Source organism: Nonomuraea ferruginea, from assembly GCF_039540635.1.
Taxonomy (GTDB): Bacteria; Actinomycetota; Actinomycetes; order Streptosporangiales; family Streptosporangiaceae; genus Nonomuraea; species Nonomuraea ferruginea.
Window position 1 is genome coordinate 90,354 of sequence record NZ_BAABFD010000021.1, and the last position, 25,473, is coordinate 115,826.

The window sequence follows — 25,473 nt, forward strand, 5'->3', positions numbered from 1 at the left end:
GAGACTGTCGAGGATGCCGCCGTGGATCTAATGTACCGGACATCGGTACTCTTCTGCTCGTGAGTACGCAGCGGCGAGTGGTGATCGCGGAAGACGAGGCGCTCATCCGCCTCGATCTCAAGGAGATGCTCCAGGAGGACGGCTACGTCGTCGTGGGGGAGGCCGGCGACGGGGAGCAGGCGATCCGGCTGGCCACCGATCTGCGGCCCGATCTCGTCATCCTGGACGTCAAGATGCCGGTGCTCGACGGCATCTCCGCGGCGGAGCGGATCGTGGCCGAGCGGATCGCGCCATGCCTGATCCTCACCGCGTTCTCCCAGCGTGACCTGGTGGAGCGGGCCAGGGAGGCGGGGGCGATGGCCTATCTGGTCAAGCCGTTCACCAAGGCCGACCTGGTGCCGGCGATCGAGATGGCGGTGAGCCGTCACGAGGAGATGGTGGCGCTGGCCGCCGAGGTGTCGAGCCTGACGGAGCGGCTGGAGACGCGCAAGCTGGTCGAGCGGGCCAAGGGCAGCCTGATGACGCAGCACGGCTGGAGCGAGCCGCAGGCGTTCCGCTGGATCCAGAAGGCGTCCATGGACCGCCGGCTGAGCATGCGCGAGGTCGCCCAGATCGTCATCGAGGACGCGGCCGACCGGGGCTGAGCGCCCCGGCGCGGGTTCACGACGTGGGCAGGCCGCACACGTCGAGCGCGTAGTGGATGAGACGGTCCTGGACGTCCTTCGGCGGGCTGACGATCACGACGCGCTGCTCGCCGCCGTCGACGCTGGCGCGTACGGGGAACAGGAACGCCTTCTTGGCCTCGGCGAAGGCGTGCGGGTCGCACCGCCCGGGGGTGAGCCGGATCTCGGCCGCGATGCTCGGGGCCGCGGCGTCCAGCTCGGCGATCGGGTCGCCCTCGGTGACCGGGGCGGCGATGTAGTGCGTGGTGCCGTCGATGCGGTGCACGGTGACGGCGCCTTCGCCGCGGCGGGTCAGCACGAGGGTGCCGTGCATGGCGTCGCCGACCCGCTTCCACTCGGGGCCGAAGGCGATGTCGGCCGCCAGCTTGATCAGATGCTCCGAACACTCGTCGCGCAGCAGCCGGGTCAGCAGCGGATCGGGGTGGGGGATCTCGAAGACCACCTTGCGCGGCTCCTGCTCCGCGCCGACGCGGACGTGGGCGACGACGGTGGCCGGCTGGACCCCGGGAAGACGGCCGGGCGTGCAGTTGGCTTTCCCGAAGGGGATGGGTAAGTCGGTTCTCTCCGTCTTCTTGACCGTGATTTCCACGTTTTGTGGGGCCAATGTGGTGAATGATGGCGTCACCAGTTGAACGTCGGTGAAGTGCACCGGAGTCTCGGAGGCGTTGCGCACGGCCACCTGCATCCTGTGCGCGGGCTCGTCCGAGCGCCACTGCGCGAGCGAGACCGATACGCCCGGCGGCGGTGCGGCGTCGGGCGGTGGCACGCTGTCACCGCCGCAACCTGCGAGGAGGGCCATCAGGGGGAGGAGTGCCGTTATCCGCTTCACCGAGGCAGATTAAGCACCTGCCGATCACGCGCGTAAGTTGAGGACTGATTACGACTCCGCATCCAAGTGCCGACAGTTACCCCGCTGCCCTGGCATCACCATGCAGGCATTTTGTACGTTTCCGTCATTCGATCGGGAACGCTCGGCGTGCTGACGGATCCCGGCCTGGAATGAAGGAGATTACTTCATGGTCCGCATTGCTCCCGTGGGACGGGTGCTGGCTGTCGTGGCTGCCACCAGCCTCGCCCTGACAGCTTGCGGTGGTGGCAGCGACACCGCCTCGCAATCCACACCTTCGTCGGCTGCGCCATCCTCCGCGGCCCCCGCGGCAGAGGGCGACGGCACGCTTACCCTGGGCACGCTGCTGCCGCAGACGGGGTCGCTCGCGTTCCTCGGCCCGCCCGAGTTCGCGGGCGTCGACCTGGCCGTCAAGGAGATCAACGAGGCCGGCGGCGTGCTCGGCAAGGACGTCGTCAAGATCCACACCGACTCCGGCGACACGACCACCAACATCGCCTCCCAGTCGGTCGACAACCTGCTGGCGCAGAAGGCCGACGCCATCATCGGCGCCGCCTCCTCGTCGGTCTCGGAGACGGTGATCGACAAGATCACCGGCGCGGGCGTCATCCAGTTCTCCCCGGCCAACACCTCCGACACGTTCACCACCATCGCCGACAAGGGCCTCTACTTCCGCACCTCGCCGCCGGACAAGCTGCAGGGCCGCGTCCTCGGTGACCTGATCGTCGCCGACGGCAACGCCACGGTCGCCATCATGGCGATGCAGGACTCCTACGGCACCGGCCTGGCCGACCAGGTCGTCAAGACCGTCCAGGACGGTGGCGCCGAGGTGGTCGAGCGGGTCGACTACGACCCGAAGGCCGCCGACTTCGCCGCCGACATCGCCAAGATCAAGGCGAAGAACCCCGCGGGCATCGTGCTCATCGGCTTCGAGGAGACCGCCAAGGTCATCAACGAGCTGGTCAAGCAGGGTCTGCCGGCCGACAAGCACAAGTGGTACATGGTCGACGGCAACACCTCCAACACCAACTACGTCGACATGCCCAAGGGCACCCTGAAGGGTGTCAAGGGCACGATCCCCGGCGCCGCGTCTCCTGAGGACTTCCAGAAGAAGCTCCTCGAGGTGGACGGTGACCTTGAGGACTTCAGCTACGCGCCGGAGTCGTACGACGCCGCCAACCTGATCGCGCTGGCCGCTGAGGCCGCCAAGAGCGACTCGGGCACGGCCATCGCGGCCAAGCTGGCCGAGGTCAGCAAGGGCGGCGAGAAGTGCGACAGCTTCCCGACCTGCGTCGAGCTGCTCAAGGCCGGCAAGGACATCGACTACGACGGCGTGAGCGGTCCGGTCGAGTTCAACGACGCCGGTGACCCGGCCGTCGCCACCATCGGCATCTACGAGTACGGCGACGACAACAAGTACGGCACCAAGGCCGTCGAGTACCGCACGGGCAACATCGAGGGCTGATCGCTCCTCCGGTGAGCCACCGGGCCCCGGTCCCTCCCCCCTGAGGACCGGGGCCCTTTCACGTGCTCAGGAGCAGCCCTCCTCGATCCGCCCCGCGGCGGCCCGGTACTCCTTGAGCAGTGCCACCTGCCGCGCGCGCGGCAGGCTCGCCACGGACAGGTCCTGGGTGGTGGCCTCGACCGTACGGACGGCGCCGCCGAGCGAGGCGGGCAGGCGGGGGCCGAACTGGAGGGTGATGCCGCGCACCTCGGCCAGGCGGCCGAGCACGGCGTCCTCGAAGCGCTGCGCGTCCTCCTCGCCCGCGGGCTCCAGCAGGAGGCCGGCGTAGCCGATGGCGGAGACCACGCGCGCGCACGGATCGTCGCCGGGGTCGCCGCCGGTGCTGTAGGCGCCGGCGGCGGGGGCCTGCCCGCAGGCCGCCAGGACGGGGAGCATGAGCACGAACGCCACGAAACGGTTCACATGGACATTGAAAACGGAGAAGGGGCCCCGGGTGGAGCCCCTTCTCCGTTTCGTGCCGTGATCTACGCCCTGGCGAGGGTCCCGAGGTACAGCTCGATGACCTTGGGGTCGTCGGCGAGCTGGCGTCCGGTGCCGGTGTAGGCGTTACGCCCCTGGTCGAGCACGTAGCCGCGGTGACAGATCTGCAGGCAGCGCCGGGCGTTCTGCTCCACCATGATGATGGTGACGCCGGCCTTGTTGATCTGCTGGGCCTGGAGGAACACCAGGTCCTGCAGCTTGGGCGACAGGCCCGCCGACGGCTCGTCCAGCAGCAGCACCGACGGCTCGGTCATGAGCGCCCTGGCCATGGCCACCATCTGCCGCTCACCGCCCGACAGGGAGCCGGCGCGCTGCTTGCGCCGCTCCTTGAGCGCCGGGAACAGCTCGCAGACGAATTCGAAGCGCTCCTTGAACTTGGCGGGCGCCTGGAAGGCCCCCATCTCGAGGTTCTCCTCGATGGTCAGGCTGGGGAAGACGTTGTTGGTCTGCGGGACGTAGCCGACGCCGCGCGAGACCAGCTGGTGCGCCTTCATGTTGGTGATGTCCTCACCCTTCAGCGTGACCGTGCCGCTGCGGATGTCGACCAGCCCGAACATGGCCTTGAGCAGCGTCGACTTGCCGGCCCCGTTGGGGCCGATGATGCCGATCAGCTCGCCGTCGCCCACGTACAGGTCGGAGCCGTTGAGGATGTTGACACCCGGCAGGTAGCCGGCGATCAGCTCGTCGCAGCGGAGCACGGCGTTCTCGGCGCCGCTGAGATGGTCGCTGCGGTCGGTGACGGCGGCCTTGGACTCGGGGACGGCGTTCACTTGCTCTCCTCCTGGATCTCGGCCTCGAGCGCCTCCTCGGCCTCGTGAAGCTGCTCCTCCAGCTCGCTCTCCGAGAGCGGCGCGTCATGGTGGGCGCCCAGGTAGGCGTCGATGACCCGCTGGTCGGACATGATGGTGTCCGGCGGGCCCTCGGCGATGACGGCGCCCTGTGCCATGACGATGACCCAGTCGCTGATGTCGCGCACCATGTCCATGTCGTGCTCGACGAACAGCACGCTCATGCCCTGCTCGCGCAGGTCCTTGACGTGGCCGAGCAGCGACTGGGTGAGCGCCGGGTTGACGCCCGCCATGGGCTCGTCGAGCATGACCAGCTCGGGCTCGACCATGAGGGCGCGGGCCATCTCCAGCAGCTTGCGCTGGCCGCCGGAGAGCGAGCCGGCGAAGTCCTCGCGCTTGGCGTCGAGCTTGAACCTGGCCAGCAGTTCGTCGGCCCGGGCGGTGATCTGGTCCTCCTGGCCGCGCCAGGACCCGGGGATCAGCGCGCGCCAGAAGTTCTCGCCCTTCTGACCCTGCGCGCCGAGCCTCATGTTCTCCAGCACGGTGAGCCGCGACAGCGCCTTGGTGAGCTGGAAGGTGCGGACCATGCCGGCGCGCGCGACCTTGTGGGCCGGCACGCCGTTCATCTTGCGCCCGTTGAACGTCCACTCGCCCGAGTCGGCGGTGTCGAAGCCGGTGAGCTGGTTGAAGAACGTGGTCTTGCCCGCGCCGTTGGGGCCGATGAGGGCGGTGATGGAGCCGCGCTGGACCTCCACGTGCCCGACGTCGACGGCCGTCAGGCCGCCGAAGCGGCGCACGACGTTGTCGACCACGAGGATCGGGTCGGGCTTGGCCACGCCCGGCTCGTGGGGGAGGTCCTTGAACGCGGCCAGCGCGGCGGCCTTGCGGTCGGTGGCGGTCTCAGCGTGCATTGATGGCCAGCTCCCTCTTGTCGCCGAAGATGCCTTGCGGGCGGTAGACGAGCAGGAGGATCAGCCCCAGTCCGACCAGCAGGAAGCGGAACGGGCCGACCTGCGTGATGTCCATGAAGGTGATGACTCCGGACTGCACCGCGCCGCTGAGGAGACCGTTGACGAGCACCAGCAGCACCCAGAAGATCGACGCGCCGACCACCGGGCCGAACACGCGGGCGGCGCCGCCGAGGATGACGATCGTGTAGGCGAAGAACGTGGTCTCGGTGCCGAAGATGTCGGGCTGCACGGACCCGGTGGCGAGTCCGTAGACGAAGCCGCCCAGGCAGCCGAGCACGCCGCCGAGGATCAGCGACTGCATCTTGTAGGAGAACACGTTCTTGCCGAGGCTGCGCACGGCGTCCTCGTCCTCGCGGATGGCCTTGAGCACGCGTCCCCACGGGCTCTTCATCAGCAAGAAGACGATGAGGCAGGCGATGGCGATCAGGACCCAGCCGACGGTGAGCACCCACATCTCGCGCTCGTTGAAGCTCAACGGCCAGAACCCGTAGGTCCCCTCCGCGTAGGGGTTGATCTCGTAGAAGCCCTGTGAGAAGCCGCGCCGGCCGTCGGAGCCGCCGAAGACGCTCTTGAACTCCACGGAACGGAAGATGAGTCTGACGATCTCCGCCGCGGCGATGGTCACGATGGCCAGATAGTCGGCGCGCAGCCGCAGCGTGGGGATGCCCAGGAGGAAGGCCAGCAGGACCGCGGCGACCAGGCCGACGCCGATGCCGATCCAGAAGGGCAGCCCGATCACGGTGACGGTGACGGCCAGGCCGTAGCCGGCGACGGCCAGGAACGCCGACTGGCCGAAGTTGAGCAGGCCGGTGTAGCCGAAGTGGATGTTGATGCCGATGGCGGCGAGCGCGTACCACACCGTCTCGACGCCGATGGCGGCCTTGAGGGTGGTGGAGAGGATGATGTCCCAGTTCATGATTCCCCCGTCAGCCGATCCGCTCTCGGCGGCCGAGGATGCCCTGCGGCCGGAAGAGGAGCACGAGGATGAGCACGGCCAGCGCGCCGACGTTCTTGAGCTCCGGTGGTATCCACAGCGTCGAGACCTGGATGAACAAGCCGACGATGATCGAGCCGATGAGCGCGCCGAAGGCGGTGCCGAGGCCGCCGAGCGTGACGCCGGCGAAGATGAGGAGCAGGAGCTCCTGGCCCATCGTGAACTTCAGGTTCTGCGACAGGCCGAGCATGACGCCCGCGAGCGCGGCGATGGCGCCGCCGCCGGTCCAGATGATGCGGATGATCCGGTCGACGTTGATGCCCGAGGAGGCGGCCAGCGCCGGGTTGTCGGCGACCGCGCGGGCGGCCTTGCCGGTACGGGTGCGCAGCAGGGCGAACCCGACGGCGATGAGCACGATCAGCTCGATGCCCATCGAGATGAGGTTCTTCGGCGTGGCCGAGATGGGGCCGAGCTGGAGGCCGGCCTGGGCGTTGTACTGGGCGTACGCCTGGGTCTCGCCGCCGAACAGGATGAGGAACAGGTATCTCATGAACAGCGCCACGCCGATCGAGACGATCATCGCGGCGATGATGCCGGTGCCGCGCCTGCGCAGCTGGCCCCAGAAGAACCGGTCCTGCGCGTACCCGATCCCGCCGGCCAGCATGACCGCGATGACCGCGGCCGGGACGATGTGCAGGCCGAAGGGAACGTTCACAAGATAGGCGAGCAAGGCCCCCAGGGTGACCAGCTCGCCGTGGGCGAAGTTGGTCAGGCCGGTGGTGCCGTAGATGAGCGACAGGCCGAGCGCCGCCAGGGCGATGATCAGCCCCAGGTTGAAGCCTTCGAAAGTCAGCTGCGCCGCGCGCTGCCAGAACGCGCTGCCGCCGCCCTCGTCGGGCGCCGCGGCGCCGTCCGCGGCCTTGGCCTGCAGGGCGAACAAGACGGTGGTCGGGTTGCCTTCGTACACGGTCGGGGCGCGTTGGTTGTTGCCCCCCCGGATCGCCATGTTCTGCGGGAGCGTGGCGGCGTCCAGTGTGACCTTGTACTGGCCGGGTTCCTCGATCGGCACTTCCCACGTGCCCTGGGCGTTGCTGGTGACCTCCTGAACGGGTTGCCCGCTCTCGGTGGTAACCACGATCTTCACGCCGTTCACTGGCTGGCCTTGGAATGTGAGTGTTCCCCTGAGGCTCTGTTCCGGTGCGGCCGCATGGGCCGGGACGGTGAGCAGCAGGATGAGTCCACCCAGGAAGGCCGTGAACGCGATCACGGCTCTGCGCAATGGTGCTCCCTCAATTAGGTCAAGGCGGGGTTGTGCCCCTCCATCTCGACACGCGGGCATCGCAGGCACAACTGGGATGCTGTGGCGGGAGCTTATTTCGCGTACGCCCGGTTCAGTATCCTTCGTCACCATTTAGTGACATGTGTGTGTCACTCATGTGAGCAAACGAAGGTGGCAGGTCAGGGGCTAAATCGAGGGTTGCACCTGGCAGGTGACAGTCACAGATTGCTAACGATCGAGGGGGGAATGAAAGAGCCCGAGGGGCGGCCTTTGGGGCCATGCAAGGCTTTCCCCGGCCTCACCTGTTATCTACTCGGCCTCCCCGCGGGCTCTAGTGCACACAACCGTAGCGACCTGTGGGGGGCATGCGCAAAGGGCGGACAAAAGTCACGCAAAGGACTCAGGCGTCACGCAGCATGCATGTGAGGCGCGAGGTGCACACCCGCCGCCCGGCTTCGTCCGAGATCTCGATCTCGTAGGTGGCGAGCGTACGCCCGGCGTGCAGGGGAGTGGCGACGGCTGTGACGAACCCCGACGTCGCCGAGCGGTGATGGGTCGCGTTGATCTCGACGCCGACCGCGATCCTGCCGGGCCCGGCGTGCAGCGCCGCGCCGGTCGAGCCCACCGTCTCGGCCAGCACCACCGAGGCGCCGCCGTGCAGCAGCCCGTACGGCTGCGTGTTGCCCTCCACCGGCATGCGGGCGACCACCCGCTCCGGCGTGGCCTCCAGGAACTCGATGCCCATGCGCTCGGCGAGCACGCCGGTCTTGTCACGGACGAAGGCGAGGCCGACCGCGGGATCGATCTGCGTCAAGGGGACGCCTCCAGTCTTTCCAGCTCGGGTTTTCTGTCGTAGTCGCAGACTAGGCTGCCTGTGTGCCGAAGAGTGAAGTGACCCCCAGCCGCCCGTGCCTGCTGCTGCTCGACGGGCATTCCCTGGCTTACCGCGCCTTTTACGCGCTCAAGGACGCCAACCTCATGACCACCGACGGTCAGCACACCGAGGCGGTCTACGGGTTCACGTCGATGTTGACCAACATCCTGCGCGACGAGCAGCCGACGCACATCGCGGTGGCCTTCGACCGCTCGGAGCCGACCTTCCGGCACGAGGAGTACGCCGCCTACAAGGCCAACAGGGCGGAGACCCCCGAAGACTTCCGCGGCCAGATGCAGCTCATCTACGAGCTGCTCGACATCCTGCGCATCCCGCGGCTGTCCAAGCCCGGCTTCGAGGCCGACGACCTCATCGCCACCCTCGCCACCCGCGCCTCCGCCGAGGGCATGAGCGTGCTCATCGTCACCGGCGACCGCGACGCGCTGCAGCTCGTCGACGACGACGTCACCGTGCTCATGACCCGGCGCGGCATCAGCGACATGACCCGCTTCACCCCCGAGGCGGTGCAGGAGAAGTACGGCCTCACCCCGCGGCAGTACCCCGACTTCGCCGCGCTGCGCGGCGACCCCAGCGACAACCTGGCCAGCATCCCCGGCGTCGGAGAGAAGACCGCCGCCAAGTGGGTGCGCGAGTACGGCTCGCTCACCGCGCTCGTCGACCGCGTCGACGAGGTCAAGGGCAAGGTCGGCGACAAGCTGCGCGAGCACGTCGCCCAGGTGCTGATGAACCGCCGGCTCACCGAGCTGCTGCGCGACGTCGTGGTCGAGGCCGAGCCCGCCGAGCTCAGGCAGGGCGCGTGGGACCGCGAGGAGCTCAACAAGCTGTTCGACACCCTCCAGATCCGCGGCGAGCTGCGCGAGCGCGTCTTCAAGACGCTCGGCACCGGCGAGCAGGAGCCTGACCAGGGCTTCGAGGTCGAGACCGTGATCCTCGGTCCCGACCGGGTGCCGGGCTGGCTGTCGTTCATGCCCGAGGGCCGCGCCGGCCTGGCCTTCAAGGGCTCCTACGGCAGCGGCACCGGCCGCGTCGACGCCATCGCCGTCGCCTCGCCCGACGGCACCGCCGCCCATCTCGACCCGGCCAAGCTCACCGAGGCCGACGAGGCGGCGCTGCGCGCCTGGCTGGCCGACGAGTCCAGGCCCAAGGCCGTCCACGACGCCAAGGGCCCGATCCTGGCCCTGTGGGCGCAGGGCCTCGACCTGCGCGGCCTCACCTGCGACACCGCGCTGGCGGCCTACCTCGCGATGCCGGGCCAGCGCACCTTCGCCCTCGAAGACCTGGCCAGGCGCTATCTCCACCGCGACCTGCGCGCCGAGGAGGAGCCCAGCGGCCAGGCCGCGCTGTTCGGCGACGACGAGGACGCCCCCGCCAAGGACCTCGCGCTGCGCGCCCACGCGGTGCGCGAGCTGGCCGACGCGCTGGAGGCATTCCTGACCGGCCGTGGCGGCACCCAGCTGCTCACCGACGTCGAGCTGCCGCTGCTGACCGTGCTGGCCGAGCTGGAGCGGGCGGGCGTGGCCGTCGACCGCGACTACTTCACCGGCCTGGAGGCCGAGTTCGGCGCCGCGGTCAAGCACGCCGTCGAGGAGGCCCACCGGGTCGTCGGCGAGCAGTTCAACCTGGGCTCGCCCAAGCAGCTGCAGGAGATCCTTTTCACCAGGCTCGGCCTGCCCAAGACGAAGAAGATCAAGACCGGCTACAGCACCGACGCCGACCAGCTCGCCTGGCTGGCCACCCAGACCGACCACGAGCTGCCGGTCATCATGCTGCGTCACCGCGACCAGACCAAGCTCCGCACCACGGTCGAGGGCCTGATCAAGGAGATCGCCGACGACGGCCGCATCCACACCACGTTCAACCAGATCATCGCCGCGACCGGCCGCCTGTCGTCCGAGAAGCCCAACCTGCAGAACATCCCGATCCGCACCGCCGAGGGCCGCCGCATCCGGCAGGGCTTCGTCGTCGGCGAGGGCTACGAGACGCTGCTGACCGCCGACTACAGCCAGATCGAGCTGCGGATCATGGCCCACCTGTCGGGCGACGAGTCGCTGATCGCCGCCTTCGAGTCGGGCCACGACTTCCACCAGGCGACCGCCGCCCGGGTGTTCGACCTGCCGCCCGAGCAGATCGACGGCGAGCTGCGGGCGCGCATCAAGGCGATGAACTACGGCCTGGCCTACGGGCTGTCCGACTTCGGCCTGTCGGGGCAGCTCAACATCCCGGTGGCCGAGGCCCGGGCGCTCAAGGAGGAATACTTCCAGGAGTTCGGCGGCGTGCGCGACTTCCTGCAGGAGATCGTCCGCCAGGCCCGCACCAACGGCTACACCGAGACCATGATGGGCCGCCGCCGCTATCTGCCCGACCTGACCAGCGACAACCGCCAGCGCCGCGAGATGGCCGAGCGGATGGCGCTCAACGCCCCCATCCAGGGCTCGGCGGCCGACATCATCAAGGTCGCCATGCTCCACGTGCGCCAGGCGCTGCGGGAGGAGGGGCTGTCCTCGCGGATGCTGCTCCAGGTCCACGACGAGCTGGTGTTCGAGGTGGCGCCCGGCGAGCTGGAGACGCTCAGGCAGCTCGTCACCGACCAGATGAACGCCGCCTACCACCTCCGGGTGCCGCTGGAGGTGTCGATCGGCGTGGGCCGCACCTGGGAGGACGCCGGCCACTGACTCCTGCCGGGTTTGCCCTCTTTTGACCGGGTAACCCGTAGGGCTCAGAGGTCCGCGGTGGTTCTGGACTACTCTGTGGGTTCGATTTCCCCGAGCGGTACGGGAGTTCTGTGCGGTCCACATCGTTCCAGGCGCGCATCATCGGCTTGGCGAACGTCGTGGTCGTGGTGACGGCGATCATCGGGCTCCTGCTGATCTCCGGAGAGCCCGCCCCGCCACCCTCGGCGTTACCCCAACGCGCCACGCCCGCGCCCACCGCGCCCACCACAGCGGCCACCGAGGCGACGCCGCCGCCGGGAATCGTCGCCACGCCCGAGCTCGCCCGCGAGGTCAAGGCCAACGAGCTCGGCAAGATCCCGGTGATCATGTACCACCGGATCGTCAAGAAGCGGCAGGCGTCCATCGACCGCACCCCCGCCCAGTTCAGGAAGGAGCTGGACAAGCTCGCCCGGCAGGGGTACGTGCCGATCAGCGCCAGGGAGTTCGCCGCCGGCGACATCCGGGTGCCGGCCGGGAAGTTCCCCGTCGTGCTCACCTTCGACGACGGGCACCCCAGCCACTTCGGGCTCGACGTCCACGGCAACGTCAAACCCGACACGGCCGTGGCGATCATCCTGGAGACGGCGGCCAGATATCCCGACTTCCGGCCCGTGGCCACGTTCTGGATCAACCACACGCCGTTCGGCCTGCGGACCGAGCAGGAGCAGGCCGCGGCCGTGCGCTGGCTGGCCGGCAACGGGTTCGAGGTGGCCAACCACACCTGGGGCCACCCCAACCTCCGGGCCGTGCCCACGCGGACCGTCCGCAAGCAGCTCGCCAAGCTGGAGCGCCTGCTCGTCCGCCTGGGCGCCGGTCCGGCCAAGACCATGGCGCTGCCGTACGGGTCCATGCCGCGCAAGAAGAAGGCCGCGCGCTCCGGCGCGTGGGAGGGCACCCGATACGCCTTCGACGGGGTCTTCCTGGCCGGGGCGGAGCCGTCGCTTTCGCCGTACGCGAAAAAATTCGATCGTGGCGCGATCCAGCGGATCCAGAGCAACGGCAAGAAGGGAGAATGCCGCAAGTGGTGCTCGCAGCACTGGCTGGAGTGGCTGGACAAGCATCCCCGTGAGCGGTACGTCTCCGACGGCGACCCCGGGCGGATCTCCGTCCCGGCCCGACTTAGGGGTAATATCGGGGCCAAGCGCAGTCTCCTGATCAACAGCTACTAGATGTGGCGAATGTCCTGGCCGGATTGACCCCGCCGCTCTGGTCTCATATGCTGATCGCTGCGCTGTGGGCTCGCGCGCGCCTCAGACGGAGCGGGCTCGCGCTCGGTCTCGTCGATGTCGTAATTCCTCGGCTTGATGCGGAAGAGGGCCTGCCGCGCGTCCGCCACATCGACATCCTGTCCGCGTTCGGAGCAATTCCACACATGACGTCCAGCACTGAGGCCACCTCGAGCACCCCGCAGGTAGCGGTCAACGACATCGGGTCCGAGGAAGCCTTCCTCGCCGCGATCGACGAGACCATCAAGTACTTCAACGACGGCGACATCGTCGAGGGCACCGTCGTCAAGGTCGATCGAGACGAGGTCCTTCTCGATATCGGCTACAAGACCGAGGGAGTCATCCCCTCGCGTGAGCTTTCGATCAAGCACGATGTCGATCCGGCTGACGTCGTGGAGGTCGGCGAACACGTCGAAGCCCTCGTTCTCCAGAAGGAGGACAAGGAGGGCCGCCTGATCCTGTCCAAGAAGCGTGCTCAGTACGAGCGCGCCTGGGGCACGATCGAGAAGATCAAGGACGAGGACGGCATCGTCACCGGCACCGTCATCGAGGTCGTCAAGGGTGGTCTCATCCTCGACATCGGCCTCCGCGGCTTCCTCCCGGCGTCCCTCGTCGAGATGCGCCGTGTCCGCGATCTGCAGCCGTACGTCGGCCGCGAACTCGAAGCCAAGATCATCGAGCTCGACAAGAACCGCAACAACGTGGTCCTGTCGCGCCGTGCCTGGCTGGAGCAGACGCAGTCCGAGGTTCGCCAGACGTTCCTCAACACCCTCCAGAAGGGCCAGGTCCGCAAGGGCGTCGTGTCCTCGATCGTCAACTTCGGCGCCTTCGTCGATCTCGGCGGCGTCGACGGTCTGGTCCACGTGTCCGAGCTGTCCTGGAAGCACATCGACCACCCGTCCGAGGTCGTCGAGGTCGGCCAGGAGGTCACGGTCGAGGTCCTGGACGTCGACATGGAGCGCGAGCGCGTCTCCCTGTCGCTCAAGGCGACCCAGGAAGACCCGTGGCAGCAGTTCGCCCGCACCCACCAGATCGGCCAGGTCGTGCCGGGCCGCGTCACCAAGCTGGTGCCGTTCGGCGCGTTCGTCCGGGTCGAGGAGGGCATCGAGGGCCTGGTCCACATCTCCGAGCTGGCCGAGCGCCACGTGGAGATCCCGGAGCAGGTCGTCCAGGTCGGCGACGAGATCTTCGTGAAGATCATCGACATCGACCTCGACCGTCGCCGCATCAGCCTGTCGCTGAAGCAGGCCAACGAGGGCGTCGGCGCCGAGGTCGAGTTCGACCCGACCCTCTACGGCATGGCGGCCACCTACGACGACCAGGGCAACTACATCTACCCCGAGGGCTTCGACCCGGAGACCGGGGAGTGGCTGGAGGGCTTCGACAAGCAGCGTGAGGAGTGGGAGCGGCAGTACGCCGAGGCCCAGACGCGCTACGAGGCCCACCGCAAGCAGATCGAGGAGGCTCGCAAGGCCGAGGCCGAGGCGGGCGAAGCGGCTCCCACGTCCTACGGCGAGCCGCAGGGTCAGCAGGGCGGCGGCCAGTCGGCCCCGGCCGGCGGCGCCCTCGCCTCCGACGAGGCGCTGGCGGCCCTCCGCGAGAAGCTCGCGGGCGGCCAGAGCTGATCTCCTGGTAGCACGTCACCGAGAAGGCCCCGCACGGCATCGTGCGGGGCCTTCTCGCGTGCGGACGCCGAGATCGCCCTGACGGCGGCGAGGAGGCTCCCCGGCCCCCTTCCTCGGAGGACGTGCCGTCCGGGCGTCACGGGAGCTTTCAGGGGCGTGGGGAGGGCGGCGACGCGTGTAGGGTGCTCGGCGTGGAGATCCAGCGGGCCAGGGCGGAGGACGCCGGCGAGATCCTGACCCTCCAGCGCGCGGCCTACGTGAGCGAGGCCCAGCTCTACGGTGACCCGTACATCCCGCCGCTGGTGGAGTCCGTCCAGCAGGTCCGCAAGGCCATCGAGACCGGCCTCGCGCTCAAGGCCGTCGAGGCCGGGCGGATCGTCGGCGCGGTGCGCGGCGCCCTGTCGGGCACCACCTGCCTGGTGGGCCGGCTCGTCGTGGCGCCCGACCGGCAGGGGGAAGGGCTGGGGACGGCCCTGCTGCGGGCGCTGCACGACGAGGTCCCGGAGGCGACGGCGTTCGACCTCTACACCGGCCACCTGTCGGAGGGCAACCTGCGCCTCTACCGCCGCCTGGGCTACCGCGAGACCCGCCGCGAGCGCATGGACGATCACCTCACCCTCGTCCACCTGAGGCGCTGACCCACCGGTAGGCTGCCGCTGTGCTGAAGATTGGGCTCACCGGCGGCATCGGTTCGGGCAAGAGCGAGGTGTCCAAGAGGCTGTCCGCCAGGGGCGCCGTGGTCATCGACGCCGACAAGATCGCCCGCGAGGTGGTCGAGCCGGGCACCCCCGGCCTGGCCCGGGTGGTGGCGACGTTCGGCGAGGAGGTGCTCCGCCCCGACGGCTCGCTCGACAGGGAGAAGCTCGGCTCGATCGTCTTCGCCGACCAGGAGAAGCTGGCCGCGCTCAACGCGATCGTGCATCCCCTGGTGGGGGAGCGGGTCGCCCTGCTGCAGAGCGAGGCGCCCGACGACGCGATCGTGGTCTACGACGTGCCGCTGCTGGCCGAGAATGGCCTGGCGGGCATGTACGACTTGGTCATCGTGGTCGACGCGGCCGACGAGGTGCGCATCGCCCGCCTGGCCGACCACCGCGGCATGGCCGAGCACGACGCTAAGGCCCGCATCGCCGCCCAGGCGAGCCGCGAGGACCGGCTGGCCGTGGCCGACGTCGTGATCCCCAACGAGGGATCGCTCGACGACCTGGACGCCCGGGCCGGCGAGGTCTGGGCCGAGCTGCTGGAGCGCGCCGCCCGGGGTTAGAACGGCGAGTCCAGCGGCACCTGGCGCACCCCCGGCAGGTAGGCGTCCAGCTCTCCCAGCTCGAACCTCGACATGCCGACGACGTGCCAGAACTGCCCCGCCGTCTCTCCGTGCACCTTGTAGCGCCCGTCGGGGGCGAGCGCCGCCCAGCCCTCCGGCAGCCCGAGCAGCGTCACCAGCCGCTCCGCGCCCTGCCACAGGATGACCGCCCCGTCGTCGCCCGCCGTGGCCAGCAGGTCGGAGACCGGGCTGAAGGCCACCGACCAGACCCGCCGCGCGTGCCCGTCCAGCCGGTGCAGCAGCCGCCCCGACTCCGCGTCCCACACCCGCACGGTCAGGTCGTCGCCGCCGGTCGCCAGCCGCTCTCCGGACGCGTCGAAGGCGACGCTCCACAGCCGGCCCCGGCCGCCGTCGAGGGTGTGCCGCAGCAGCGGATGCCACGGCTGGCCCGGCCGCAGCTCCCACACCAGGGCCCGGCCGTCGTTGCCGGCGCTCGCCAGCAGGCGGCCCGACGACGAGAACGCCACCGCGTACACCCGGTCGGTGTGCCCGTCGAGGGTGGCCACCCGGCCGCCGGACTCCACGTGCCAGATCCGTACGCGACGGTCGTCGCACCCGGTGGCGACGTAGCGGCCGTCGGGGCTGAAGGCGATCGAGCGGACCCGGCCGCGGTGGTCGGCCAGGTTGGTGACCAGCCGGCCCGTGGAGCGCCACCAGACGCGCACGCTGTCGTCGTCGTTGGCGGTCGCCAGCATGGTGCCGTCGGGGCTGAACGCCTCGGCCCACACGTGGTCGGTCTCGGTGTTCAGCTCGCGCTCGTACTCGTGGGTCGTCACGTTCCAGAAGTGCACGCCGCCGTCGTTGCTGGAGGCGGCGAGCAGCGGGCCCGCGGGGGAGAACAGCGCGGAGATGAGCCGGTCGGAGGTGCCGGTGAACTCGGTCAGCTTCCGCCCGGTGCGCGGCTCCCAGATGCGGACCACGCCGTCGTTGCCGCTGGTGGCCAGCATCGTGCCGTCGGCGCTGAACCGTACGGAGGTGATGCGCCTGCCGTGGCCGCGCAGCACCCGCTGGCACTTGCCGGACACCGGGTCCCACAGCCGCACGGTGCCGTCGTTGCTGCTGGTGGCGAGCTGCCCGCCGTCGGGCCGCCACGCGAACGGCCACACCGAGCTGCGGTGGCCGGTCAGCTCGGTGCGGTGCGGGCCGCCCACGGTCTGCAGCCGGACCACGCCGCCGGAGTCGCCGGTGGCGAGCGTGTGCCCGTCGGGTGAGAACGCCACCTGGTAGACGGCCGCCGCGTGGGTGGTGTGCAGGCCGCGGAACTCGCCGGACGTCTCCCACAGCCGCACGTCGCCCGAGGTGTCGCCGGTGGCCACCAGCGAACCGTCGGGGGAGAACGTGACGCAGTAGATGCTGCCCCGGTGGCCGGTGAGCGCGTGCCGCCGCTCCCACGTGCGGGTGTCCCACAGCCGCAGCGTGCCCGCCTCGTCGCCGGTGGCCAGCAGCGCGCCGCCGGGGGCGTGCACGGCCCGGTAGACGCCGCCGCGGTGCCCGTCGAGCGTCGTGACGAGCTCTCCGGACGTGAGGTCCCACACCCGGACCACGCCCGCCGAGTCGCCCGTCACCAGCGCCGACCCGCCGAACGAGGCCGTGTAGACCGGGGCCTGGTGGCCGGCCAGCAGGTGGACGGACTCGCCCGTCGCGGTGTCCCACACCCGGACCACGCCGTCGCCGCCGCCCACCGCCAGCAGCTCGCCCGTCGGGCTGAGCCGCACCGGCCAGGCGCCGTCGGAGTGACCGGTCAGCGTGCGCAGCCGCTCACCGGTCAGCGCGTCCCACAGCACCACGGTGCCGTCGCTCGCGCCGCTCGCCAGCAGGCCGCCGGCGAACGAGACCGCGTACACCCGCCCGGAGTGCCCCTGCAGCGTGCGCACCGGCAGCCCGCCGACGCACAGCAGCACCCCGCCGTCGTCGTGGCCGATCGCGATCGTCGCGCCGTCGGGGCTGTAGGCGATCGGCTCGGGCAGCCGGCTGGTCTGGAAGTGATAGCCGTACGGGACCCCGATCTCGGCAGGCGCCAGCTGGGTCTCCACCGGCTGGCCGGGCACCACGGCGGCGCCCGGCAGGCGCGGGAGCGTGCCGCGCACGTCGATCAGCGCGGCCCGGTGCCAGCGGGCGCCGGACACGGCCGCGTCGCTCAGGTCGGTCCTGGCCAGCCGCGCCCCCGACAGGTCGGCGCCCGTCAGATCGGCGCCGGCGAGCACCGCGCCGTCCAGCCTGGCCCCGACCAGGCGGGCGTCGCGCAGCACCGCCCTGGACAGGTTGGTGCCGGCCAGCGTCGCCTCGGTCAGGTCGGCGCCGGTCAGATCGACCTCCCGCAGGTCTCTGGCCGACAGGTCCTCGCCCTTGAGGTTCGCGCCCCGCAGGTCGGCCCTGGCCGGGGTGCGCAGCCGGGCGGCGATCTTGACGGCGTTCGCCCTGGCCACGTCGTCGGCGGGCGGGTCGGCGACCCACGCGCGCAGCGCCCGCACGTCGGCCAGGTCGCACAGGAACTCCACGGTCAGCGCCGACAGCGGCCGCCGCGACAGCACCGCCGGCGCCTCCAGCGTCGCCGCGACGTGCCGGGCGATCAGCCACTCCATCACCGAGGCGTGGATGAACCCGAACATGCCCTCCTCGGTGCGGACCATCAGGCTGCCCGACCCCATCGCGTACGCGGTGTGCGCGGGGGTGAGCTGGCCGCCCGCCAGGTCGGCCAGCGTTTCGGCGATCTCGGTCAGCTCCTCGACGCCGAGCAGCGACTCGCCGGTCTCCCACAGCCGCAGCGCCAGCGCCGTCACCGCCTGCCACAGCTCGTCCTTGGTCAGCGCCGCCGCCGAGCCGGGCATCCTGGCCCGGTGCTCCTCGAAGGCCAGCCACGCCTCCAGGATCTGCTCGTACAGCAGCGCCGGGCTGATCGTGTGGCGGGCCTCGGCGACCGTGCGCAGCCGCTCGGCGTCGAGGTCGGCGATGAAGGTGAGCATGCGCGGGTTCCTGGCCAGCGCCAGCAGGTCCTCGATGCCCTCCATCAGCGACATGCGGGCGGCCGCCTCGTCCTCGCGGGCGAACCGGTTGTGCAGGTAGGAGCGGATCTGGTCGCGGGTGAAGTTCTCCAGCCCGAGCACCCGCCGCTGCGGCAGCACGCCCACCATCTCGCCGAGCGAGGTCAGCACCTGGCTGTGCGACTTGAAGTGTTGCGTGCGGCTGGCGACCACGATCTTCGCCTTGTCCTCCGCCGCGGCCAGCAGCGTCGCCAGGTGGTCGGCCGCCCGGTCGTAGGTGAGCCGGGTGACCAGCTCGTCGAACCCGTCGAACAGCAGCACGATCCGCCCCTGGCGCAGCAGGTAGCGGAACGCCTTCAGGTCGATGACCTCCTCGCCGTGGTTGGCCAGGTGGGCCGCCACCAGCCCGTCGACCGAGTGGGACTTGTCCAGGGCGCGCAGCTCGATGAGGATCGGCGTCAGGTGGGGCAGCTCGGCCGGGATGCGCCGGGCCAGCTCGCGCAGCGCGAACGTCTTGCCGTGTCCGAAGTCGCCGAGCAGCAGCAGGAACCGGCCGTGGTCGGCCGACAGCAGCCGCATCAGCTCGTCGGTCAGGCCCGGCCTGACCTGGCCGCCCGGCCGGTCGAGCTCGCGGTAGCGCTGCGGCACGTACAGATCGGGCGGGTAGCGGCGGTCGGTGGTCAGCCTGGCCGTCTGCTCGGCCACGTAACCGGACAGGTCGAGCAGGCCCTGGAACTCGGTGAAGCTGCGCAGCCGCACCCCGCGCCGCATCAGGTCCTCACGCAGCGCGCGTGGCGGGGGCGGCCCCTGGTAGACCAGCTCCGCCGCCAGCTCCGTGGCGTGCGCCTGCCGCACGAAGGCCGTCGCGTCCTCCGCCGTCAGGTCGCCGACGTGGGCGCCGATCATCGTCTGCCGGACGAACCCGTCCTCAGGATGGGTGACCACCAGGTGCTCGCGCAGCCGGCGGATCCTGGCCCGCTCGTGCCTGGCCTCGCACACCTCGGTGATCCGGTCGAGCAGCAGGTCGACCGGGCTCGGCTGGCGCCCGTCGGGCTGTCCGGGCCCGGCCGGCGGGGCGGGCAGCCGCGCGGGGGGCGTCTCGCCCGCGAACGTGGCGCGGGCGGCCCGCCAGGCCCTCGGGGACCGTTCCGGCTCGCCGCCGTCGGGCAGCCACATCCTGACGCCGCCGGAGGTGATCTCCACGACGTGGTGGCGGCCGGAGCGCGGCGCGGCGACCGCGAGCTCGCCGCCCTGCCCGCCGCTCTGGAAGAGCAGGTTGAGCCGGTGCGCCAGCAGCCGGTCGTACGCGGGCGCGTCGTGCAGCGCGTCGGGCGGATGGCCCAGCACGCCGAGCCGCAGCCACGCCCGCTCCTCGTAAGGGCGCAGCCGCTCGGCGAACCAGGCCGCCTGCGCCTCGCCCAGCATCGCGTACGCGTCGCGCTCGAGATGACTCATGGCCATGGTCGAGTTGAGCCCGGCCACCACCACCTTCAGATCGGGCACCTCGAACAGGGTCCACGGCTGCCCGCCGTCGAACACCCGGTCGTCCAGCCCCTGGTAGACCTCCTCGAACAGGCCGGCGAAGTGGCGCCACTTCGGCCAGTAGGGCGGCTGCGGGCGCACATCGTCGGCCTCGCACGTCATGAAGTAGGCGCTGGCCGCGGCCTTCGTCACGTCGCGCGGCCCCGGCACGATCACCAGCCGGTGCGGCTCCAGCCCGATCAGCATCCGCAGGTCGGTGACGAACCGGGTGGCCTGCCCGAACTGACCGAGTGTGCCCGACTCCGTCAGGTCGCCGCTGACCACCATCAGGTCGGGCCGCGGCATCCCCCGGTCGTACATGGAGGTCAGGTCGGCCCAGATGCGCGCCTGCATGTCTTCCGGCGTGAACGGCTCACCGGGGTCGGGCAGCGCCCGGCCGAAGCGCGGACCGCCGATGTGGAGCACGCTGACGGACTCGCGCGCCGGATGCGGGCCCGTGGCGGGCGGGAACTTCGGCGCCGACACCGGCGTGCGGCGCGCCCTGGACCGCTCGCCGGGCGGCGGCAGCGAGGGCGCGGGACCGGCGACCGTCCTCGTGCCGGTGGGGAACGCCGGCGCGGCCTCCGGCTTGGCCCGGCCCGCCAGCGCCTCGCGCACCCGGCCCAGCAGCAGCGCCCTGGCCTGCCCCGCGTCGGTGACGCCCAGCAGGTCGACCCAGGTGATCGTGGACAGCAGCCCTTCGAGCCGCACGTCCTCCAGCCGGATCGTGACCAGCTTGTTGGACGGGTTGTCGGGATCGGCGCGGAGCGCCGCCTGCCACTCCATCCGCCCGTAGCGCGAGCTCAGGTAGTTGCGCGAGAGCACGGCCACGACCAGTCCGGCCTCGCTGACCCCGCGGTCCATGAAGTCGATGAAGTTGGTGCCGGGCACGAAGTCCCATGCCTGGATCATCGTCCGGTAGCCGGCCGCCTCCAGCTCCCAGGCGATCCAGGTGGCCCACGCCGTGTCGGCGGGGGAGTAGCTGACGAAGATCTGGGTCGGCCTGCCGTCACGCGCCATCCGTCCAGTATCACGCGTGGGATCGGCCTTTCGCAGCCCGTGTGCGATCATCGTCCTCGTGTTGCGTCGTCTTGGCGTGCTCGACTGGATCAGGATCGGGCTGCTCGCGCTCGGCCTGCTCTTCGTGGCGACCGGCCTGCTCCCGCTGCCCGACGCCGCCGAGAGCCTGGCGGAGATCGGGCCGCTGCTGGTCTTCCTGGTCGGCATCATCGTGCTCGCCGAGCTGACCAAGGAGGCCCAGGTCTTCGACGCCATCGCGGCCAGGGTGGCGGTGCTCGGCCGCGGGAACTACGTCGCGCTTTTCCTGCTCTGCACTGCCTTCGCGTCATTTATCACGATATTTCTGAATCTCGATACGACTGCCGTCCTCCTCACCCCCGTCATGCTCGCCCTGGCGTCCCGGGCCCGCATCGCCGCCCTGCCGCTGGCCATGACGACCATCTGGTTCGCCAACACCGCGAGCCTGCTGCTGCCGGTGTCCAACCTGACCAACCTGCTCGCCATGGACGAGATCGGGCTGTCGCCGCTGGAGTTCGCCGCCCGCATGTGGGCGCCCCAGCTCGTCTCGATCGTGGTGACGATGGCGTTCCTGTGGGCGTTCTTCTGGCGCCGCGGCGAACGCCGTGAGCTGCGCTACACCCCGCCCGTGCTGCAGCCGGTCGGCGACCGCGTGCTGTTCGGCGCCGCCTCGGCCGCGTGCCTGCTGTTCATCGTGGCCCTGCTGGCCCGGGTGGAGGTCGGCGTCGCCGCGGTCGCCGCGGCGCTCGTCGTGGTGGTCGCCTTCGCCGTGCGCGACCGCGCCCGGCTCACCTGGGGGCTGGTGCCCTGGCAACTGCTCGTCTTCGTGACCGGGCTGTTCCTGGTGGTGCCCACGCTGAGCCGCTACGGGCTGGCCGACCTGATGAACTGGCTGCTCGGCACGGACCGCGACCCGTACAGGACCGCAGCCGTCGGCGCCGGTCTGTCCAACGTCATCAACAACCTGCCCGCGTACAAGGCCGTGGAGGAGGTCATCCCGCCCGGCGACCGCGGCCAGCTGTTCGCCCTGCTCGTCGGCACCAACGTGGGGCCGGTGATCACGCCGTGGGCGTCGCTGGCCACGCTGCTCTGGTTCGAGTCGTGCCGCCGCCACGGCCTGCGGGTGCCGATGCGCCGCTTCCTGCTCACCGGGGCCGGTCTGGCCGTCGTCGGGCTGGTCACCACCACGTGGGCGCTGGTGACTTTCGGATAGTCCCGAACGAGCCGTCAAGGTCCGCGACAATGGGCGCCATGCCCGAATCGCGAAAGATGACCATCGCAGCGCTCGCCATGATCATGGCGCTGGCGGGTTGCGGCGGCGCCACCGACGCCTCCGCCCCCTCGGAAGCGGTGCCCTCCACGGCGTCCGCCGACACCCTCCCGGCCACGGACGACGCCTCCGCCCTGGCGGTGCGCCAGGTCAAGCTGGAAGTGCTCGGCAAGGGCACCTCCGCCCAGCCGATCGTCTACCACCTCGACACGAACGGCACCGAGAACGACGCGGACCTGCCCTGGTCGAGGACCGCCGAGATCGAGCTGACCGCCGCCGAGCAGAAGGCCGGCCGGCTGATCACCCTCGTGTCAGGGTCCGTACGGGACGCGAACGGCCAGTTCCAGCCCGCCGCCTGCCGGATCACCGTGGACGGCGAGAAGGTCGCCTCCGGCAAGGGCACGTGCGAGCACCTGCTCAAGTAGTGCGCCGGAGCTTCACCGGCCGGGGAGGGCGGCGGCGCCTGCGGCGCTCGTCCTCCTCCGGAACCTGCTCCGACGGGCGCGGCCCCACCACGACCGCGAACCACGGATGGGCCCAGTCCTTCCCCCGCTCATTGGTCATGCCGTCACCAGCCGATTCCGGAAGGCGGCCGCACGGATCCGCTCGGGGGTAAAGGCGTCGGACGGTTGCGCAGCGGAGGCGAAGAGCACCCGCGCCGGCTCGCTTACGGTCACATCGGTCAGCATGGTCGCCATGGTGATCTCTCCTTTCCCTGCGGTGCCGCTTCCAAGCACCCTCTTCATCGACATCGACGGCAGACGGAAGTCATCGACCTTCCCACCTCGCCGGATCGTCAGCTGACAAGGGCCAGCAGGCCCGGCAGGGCCTTGGGGTGCGCGGCCACGAAACTGCGATCTCCGGCGCCGCCGTCGATGCTCTCCTCGAACGGCCCGCCGTCGAGCGCCCGGATCTCGATGCCCGCCTCCTGGGCGATCAGCGCCCCGGCCGGCAGATCGATCGCCTCCGCGCGGTAGCCGACGATGCCGTCGATGTCGCCACGGGCGAGCATCACCCACTGCAGCAACGGGGCCCACAGCTGCAGCACTCGTCTGGCGCTCAGCTCCAGGGCCGACTTCAGCAGGCACGCTCTGGCGTCTTGCCTGCTCACAGCATACCCCTGGGTCCAAGCCAGGAGCGGCCCGTGCGGAGAGGGCCGGTAGGACGCCGACAGCCGCGACCCCGACGGGGCCAGCGCGCCGCGGCCCTGGATCGCCGACCACGTCCGCGCCGTCACCGGGTCGTGCACCACGCCGAGCACCGGCCGGCCGACCCGGCACAGCGCCAGCCCGACCACGTAGGCGGGCAGGCCGATGGCCACGTTGTTGGTGCCGTCGAGCGGGTCGACCAGCCACGTCCACTCGCCGCCCGAGGCGCCCAGCAGGCCCGACTCCTCGGTGATCACCGAGTGTGACGGGAACGCCGTCAGGATCCGGCCGGCCAGGAGCTCCTCCGACGCCAGGTCGAGATCGGTGACCACGTCGCCGGCGTCGCCCTTCTGGCGCACTCCGACCTCGCCTCGGGTGCCGTCCAGGAGCAGCGCCCCCGCGGCCTCGGCGGCCTCGACGGCGACCGCGCGGGCGTGATCCAGATCCATCGGGAACCCCTCAGCTCAGGTGGGCGGCTATCAGTCGGACGGCCAGCGCCGTCTCCGCGGTGTCGAGCGCCTGCCTCGGCACGTGGTGGCCGCCCGTGCGGAGCGGGCCGAGCGACAGGTCGCGGCTGCCCGGACGGCTCCGGCCGAGCGCGATCGTGGCGGTCTCCCCGCCCTCGGGGACGACGCTGCTGTGGAAGCGTCCTGACGGCAGCGTGTAGGTGTCGCCGGGCCCGAACACCTCCACCAGGCCCGTCTCGTGACGGACGGTGCGCGGGGTGGGGGAGATGCGGTCGCCGCCCGGCCCGCTGACGACCTCGAACACCCGGTGCGTGGCGTCGTGACCGGCGTCGGTCACCACGGCGTGCACATTGCGCACCTGGCCGTAGAGGACGTGGCTGACCAGGTCCCAGCTGTGGCAGTGGATCTGCGAGGTGGTGCTGCGCGCGGGCGCCAGCGAGTCGGACCACAGATGGATACATACCCCCTCGCCGCCGTCGCGCTCCAGCGGCAGGCAGACGAATCCGAGCGGGTGGCGCACGCCGCGCAGACCGTCACCGGAGATCGCCGCCAGAGCCCAGGCCCTGGCCTCGCCGCGCGCGAGCCGCTGGAAGACGCCGCCGTAGCTCATGGGACCGCCGTCTCCCGCAGCGGCTCGCCATAGGGGTCGACCGCGCGCAGCGCCTTGCGGGCGATGTCGACGACGTCGCGGCCGTTGTAGGTCTTGGGCAACGGCACGCCGATCCGCTCGAACAGGTCCTGCACCTCCTCGATCGTGGGCTCGTCGCCGAGCTGCACGCTCCGGTACTTGTCCAGCGGGACCCGGCGCGCCTGCTCGAAGCTGAGCCGCAGCTCGGTGTCGCAGTTCTCGTAGTAGAAGGTGCCGGCCAGCGCCGTCATCGCGCGGTTCGGGTCCTCGACCGTCATGATCAGGCGGCTGCTGGACAGGTCCCAGCGGAACGTGGTCATCGTCGACGACAGGCCCACCCCGATGTCGAGCAGCCCGTAACGCTGCCGGTGCCAGAACGCCGCCAGGATGGTCGCGTACGACTCCTTCCTGACCCGGTCGGTGGTCCACCGCTCGCCGGTGCCGTCGGGCAGGTCGGACAGCGACCGCCGGTAGTGCGCGTACGTCTCGCAGACCTCGACGTCGGCCGGGTCGATCACCTCGATGCGCACGGTCAGGTGGCGCTTGTCGCGGCGGGCGGCCGCCACGCACGCGGGCAGGGTGACGGCGCGCAGGTAGGTGCCGGTGCCGCCCTTGAAGCTCCACCGCGTGGTGTCCTCGCGCGCCTCGGCGTGCGCCTGCGCGATCTCCTGCGAGCTGCCCAGCACCCGGACGAGCTGCAGCGCGTCCAGCGCCTTGCGGGTACGGTCGACCAGCGACTCGATCTGCTCCAGCCGGTCGAGCCTGGTCGGCAGCCGGCCGAGCACGTCGGAGGTGATGGCCTCCATCGGCGCCTGGCGGGCCCGGTCGCGCAGCAGCGCGGTGGCCACCAGCGCCAGGATCACCAGCGTCGCGGCGCTGACGAGCTGTGTCTGCACGGTGGCGCCGTTGTCGCCGAAGATCTCGTCGGGCATGATGCCGAGCACGCCCACCACGACGGCCAGTAGCAACGCGATGGCGACGTCGGCGTTCTGGACCGCCCACGGCGCGATCCGTTTCAACGCCCCCACGAACCGTGCCATCGCTGCCCCGTCCGACGAACAGTCAGTCCCGCCGTCATGGTAACGACGCTGCCAGGCCAGGGGCTAGCACAGGGAAAGCGCGTCCCCCGTACCGT

22 protein-coding genes are annotated in these 25,473 nt (G+C 70.5%); 9 read left to right on the top strand and 13 right to left on the bottom strand.

Features of this window, described 5'->3' with window-relative positions; all coding sequences use genetic code 11:
- Positions 1-59: 59 nt before the first annotated feature.
- A complete protein-coding gene (locus ABD999_RS34010; protein ID WP_261808661.1) occupies positions 60-644 on the top strand; it encodes an ANTAR domain-containing response regulator in 585 nt (194 codons plus the stop codon).
- 16 nt (positions 645-660) lie between these two features.
- Here the strand turns inward: ABD999_RS34010 and ABD999_RS34015 are convergent, their stop codons facing one another.
- Positions 661-1,512 (bottom strand): hypothetical protein, encoded by an 852-nt coding sequence (locus ABD999_RS34015; RefSeq protein WP_271279612.1) that lies wholly within the window; start codon positions 1,510-1,512, stop codon positions 661-663.
- A 187-nt stretch (positions 1,513-1,699) separates the two neighbouring features.
- Here ABD999_RS34015 and ABD999_RS34020 point away from each other — a divergent pair, with 187 nt between their 5' ends.
- Positions 1,700-2,995, top strand: coding sequence for an ABC transporter substrate-binding protein (locus tag ABD999_RS34020; RefSeq protein ID WP_148032614.1), 1,296 nt, complete (start codon positions 1,700-1,702; stop codon positions 2,993-2,995).
- A gap of 66 nt (positions 2,996-3,061) precedes the next feature.
- Here ABD999_RS34020 and ABD999_RS34025 read toward each other — a convergent pair whose 3' ends face one another.
- The 6 genes from ABD999_RS34025 to ABD999_RS34050 form a co-directional block, all read right to left on the bottom strand.
- Complete coding sequence (locus ABD999_RS34025; protein ID WP_219543455.1) at positions 3,062-3,457, bottom strand: hypothetical protein; 396 nt, start codon at positions 3,455-3,457, stop codon at positions 3,062-3,064.
- A 62-nt stretch (positions 3,458-3,519) separates the two neighbouring features.
- Positions 3,520-4,305: an ABC transporter ATP-binding protein gene (locus ABD999_RS34030; protein WP_148032612.1), complete on the bottom strand. Its 786-nt coding sequence runs from the start codon at positions 4,303-4,305 to the stop codon at positions 3,520-3,522.
- A complete protein-coding gene (locus ABD999_RS34035; RefSeq protein WP_148032611.1) occupies positions 4,302-5,234 on the bottom strand; it encodes an ABC transporter ATP-binding protein in 933 nt (310 codons plus the stop codon). Before ABD999_RS34035 ends, ABD999_RS34030 begins: the two co-directional genes overlap by 4 nt.
- Positions 5,224-6,210, bottom strand: a complete 987-nt coding sequence (locus ABD999_RS34040) for a branched-chain amino acid ABC transporter permease (protein ID WP_148032610.1) — start codon at positions 6,208-6,210, stop codon at positions 5,224-5,226. Before ABD999_RS34040 ends, ABD999_RS34035 begins: the two co-directional genes overlap by 11 nt.
- 10 nt (positions 6,211-6,220) lie before the next feature.
- Positions 6,221-7,372: a branched-chain amino acid ABC transporter permease gene (locus ABD999_RS34045; RefSeq protein WP_271279611.1), complete on the bottom strand. Its 1,152-nt coding sequence runs from the start codon at positions 7,370-7,372 to the stop codon at positions 6,221-6,223.
- Between the two features lie 535 nt (positions 7,373-7,907).
- Positions 7,908-8,321, bottom strand: coding sequence for a PaaI family thioesterase (locus ABD999_RS34050; protein ID WP_378525094.1), 414 nt, complete (start codon positions 8,319-8,321; stop codon positions 7,908-7,910).
- A gap of 62 nt (positions 8,322-8,383) precedes the next feature.
- Between ABD999_RS34050 and polA the strand changes: the two genes are divergently transcribed.
- The 5 genes from polA (at position 8,384) to coaE (ending at position 15,225) form a co-directional block, all read left to right on the top strand.
- Positions 8,384-11,074, top strand: coding sequence for a DNA polymerase I (polA, locus tag ABD999_RS34055; RefSeq protein ID WP_271279610.1), 2,691 nt, complete (start codon positions 8,384-8,386; stop codon positions 11,072-11,074).
- Positions 11,075-11,184: 110 nt separating this feature from the next.
- On the top strand, positions 11,185-12,282 hold the full coding sequence (locus ABD999_RS34060) for a polysaccharide deacetylase family protein (RefSeq protein ID WP_271279609.1): 1,098 nt from the start codon (positions 11,185-11,187) through the stop codon (positions 12,280-12,282).
- Between the two features lie 203 nt (positions 12,283-12,485).
- Positions 12,486-13,964: a 30S ribosomal protein S1 gene (gene rpsA, locus ABD999_RS34065; RefSeq protein WP_148032607.1), complete on the top strand. Its 1,479-nt coding sequence runs from the start codon at positions 12,486-12,488 to the stop codon at positions 13,962-13,964.
- Positions 13,965-14,155: 191 nt separating this feature from the next.
- Entirely contained in the window at positions 14,156-14,602 is a 447-nt protein-coding gene (locus tag ABD999_RS34070) for a GNAT family N-acetyltransferase (RefSeq protein ID WP_261808659.1), read from the top strand.
- Positions 14,603-14,622: 20 nt separating this feature from the next.
- Positions 14,623-15,225 carry a dephospho-CoA kinase gene (gene coaE, locus ABD999_RS34075; protein WP_271278540.1) on the top strand — a complete coding sequence of 201 codons (603 nt, stop codon included), beginning with the start codon at positions 14,623-14,625 and terminating at the stop codon, positions 15,223-15,225.
- On the opposite strand, the gene ABD999_RS34080 is transcribed toward coaE, so the two are convergent.
- Positions 15,222-20,807, bottom strand: coding sequence for a WD40 domain-containing protein (locus tag ABD999_RS34080; RefSeq protein ID WP_271278541.1), 5,586 nt, complete (start codon positions 20,805-20,807; stop codon positions 15,222-15,224). The genes coaE and ABD999_RS34080 overlap by 4 nt on opposite strands.
- Positions 20,808-20,865: 58 nt before the next feature.
- Between ABD999_RS34080 and ABD999_RS34085 the strand changes: the two genes are divergently transcribed.
- Entirely contained in the window at positions 20,866-22,038 is a 1,173-nt protein-coding gene (locus ABD999_RS34085) for an ArsB/NhaD family transporter (protein ID WP_261808658.1), read from the top strand.
- Positions 22,039-22,076: 38 nt separating this feature from the next.
- A complete protein-coding gene (locus ABD999_RS34090; RefSeq protein WP_271278543.1) occupies positions 22,077-22,520 on the top strand; it encodes an MmpS family transport accessory protein in 444 nt (147 codons plus the stop codon).
- On the opposite strand, the gene ABD999_RS34095 is transcribed toward ABD999_RS34090, so the two are convergent.
- The 5 genes from ABD999_RS34095 to ABD999_RS34115 all read right to left on the bottom strand — a co-directional run bounded on the left by ABD999_RS34095 (position 22,513) and on the right by ABD999_RS34115 (position 25,378).
- Positions 22,513-22,659, bottom strand: coding sequence for a hypothetical protein (locus tag ABD999_RS34095; RefSeq protein ID WP_187281245.1), 147 nt, complete (start codon positions 22,657-22,659; stop codon positions 22,513-22,515). The genes ABD999_RS34090 and ABD999_RS34095 overlap by 8 nt on opposite strands.
- Complete coding sequence (locus ABD999_RS34100; RefSeq protein WP_187281244.1) at positions 22,656-22,793, bottom strand: hypothetical protein; 138 nt, start codon at positions 22,791-22,793, stop codon at positions 22,656-22,658. Before ABD999_RS34100 ends, ABD999_RS34095 begins: the two co-directional genes overlap by 4 nt.
- A 98-nt stretch (positions 22,794-22,891) precedes the next feature.
- Positions 22,892-23,692: an inositol monophosphatase family protein gene (locus ABD999_RS34105; RefSeq protein ID WP_271278544.1), complete on the bottom strand. Its 801-nt coding sequence runs from the start codon at positions 23,690-23,692 to the stop codon at positions 22,892-22,894.
- Between the two features lie 10 nt (positions 23,693-23,702).
- Positions 23,703-24,320 carry a hypothetical protein gene (locus ABD999_RS34110; protein ID WP_148032601.1) on the bottom strand — a complete coding sequence of 206 codons (618 nt, stop codon included), beginning with the start codon at positions 24,318-24,320 and terminating at the stop codon, positions 23,703-23,705.
- Positions 24,317-25,378 carry a hypothetical protein gene (locus tag ABD999_RS34115; protein ID WP_246639253.1) on the bottom strand — a complete coding sequence of 354 codons (1,062 nt, stop codon included), beginning with the start codon at positions 25,376-25,378 and terminating at the stop codon, positions 24,317-24,319. Before ABD999_RS34115 ends, ABD999_RS34110 begins: the two co-directional genes overlap by 4 nt.
- Between the last annotated feature and the right edge of the window lie 95 nt (positions 25,379-25,473).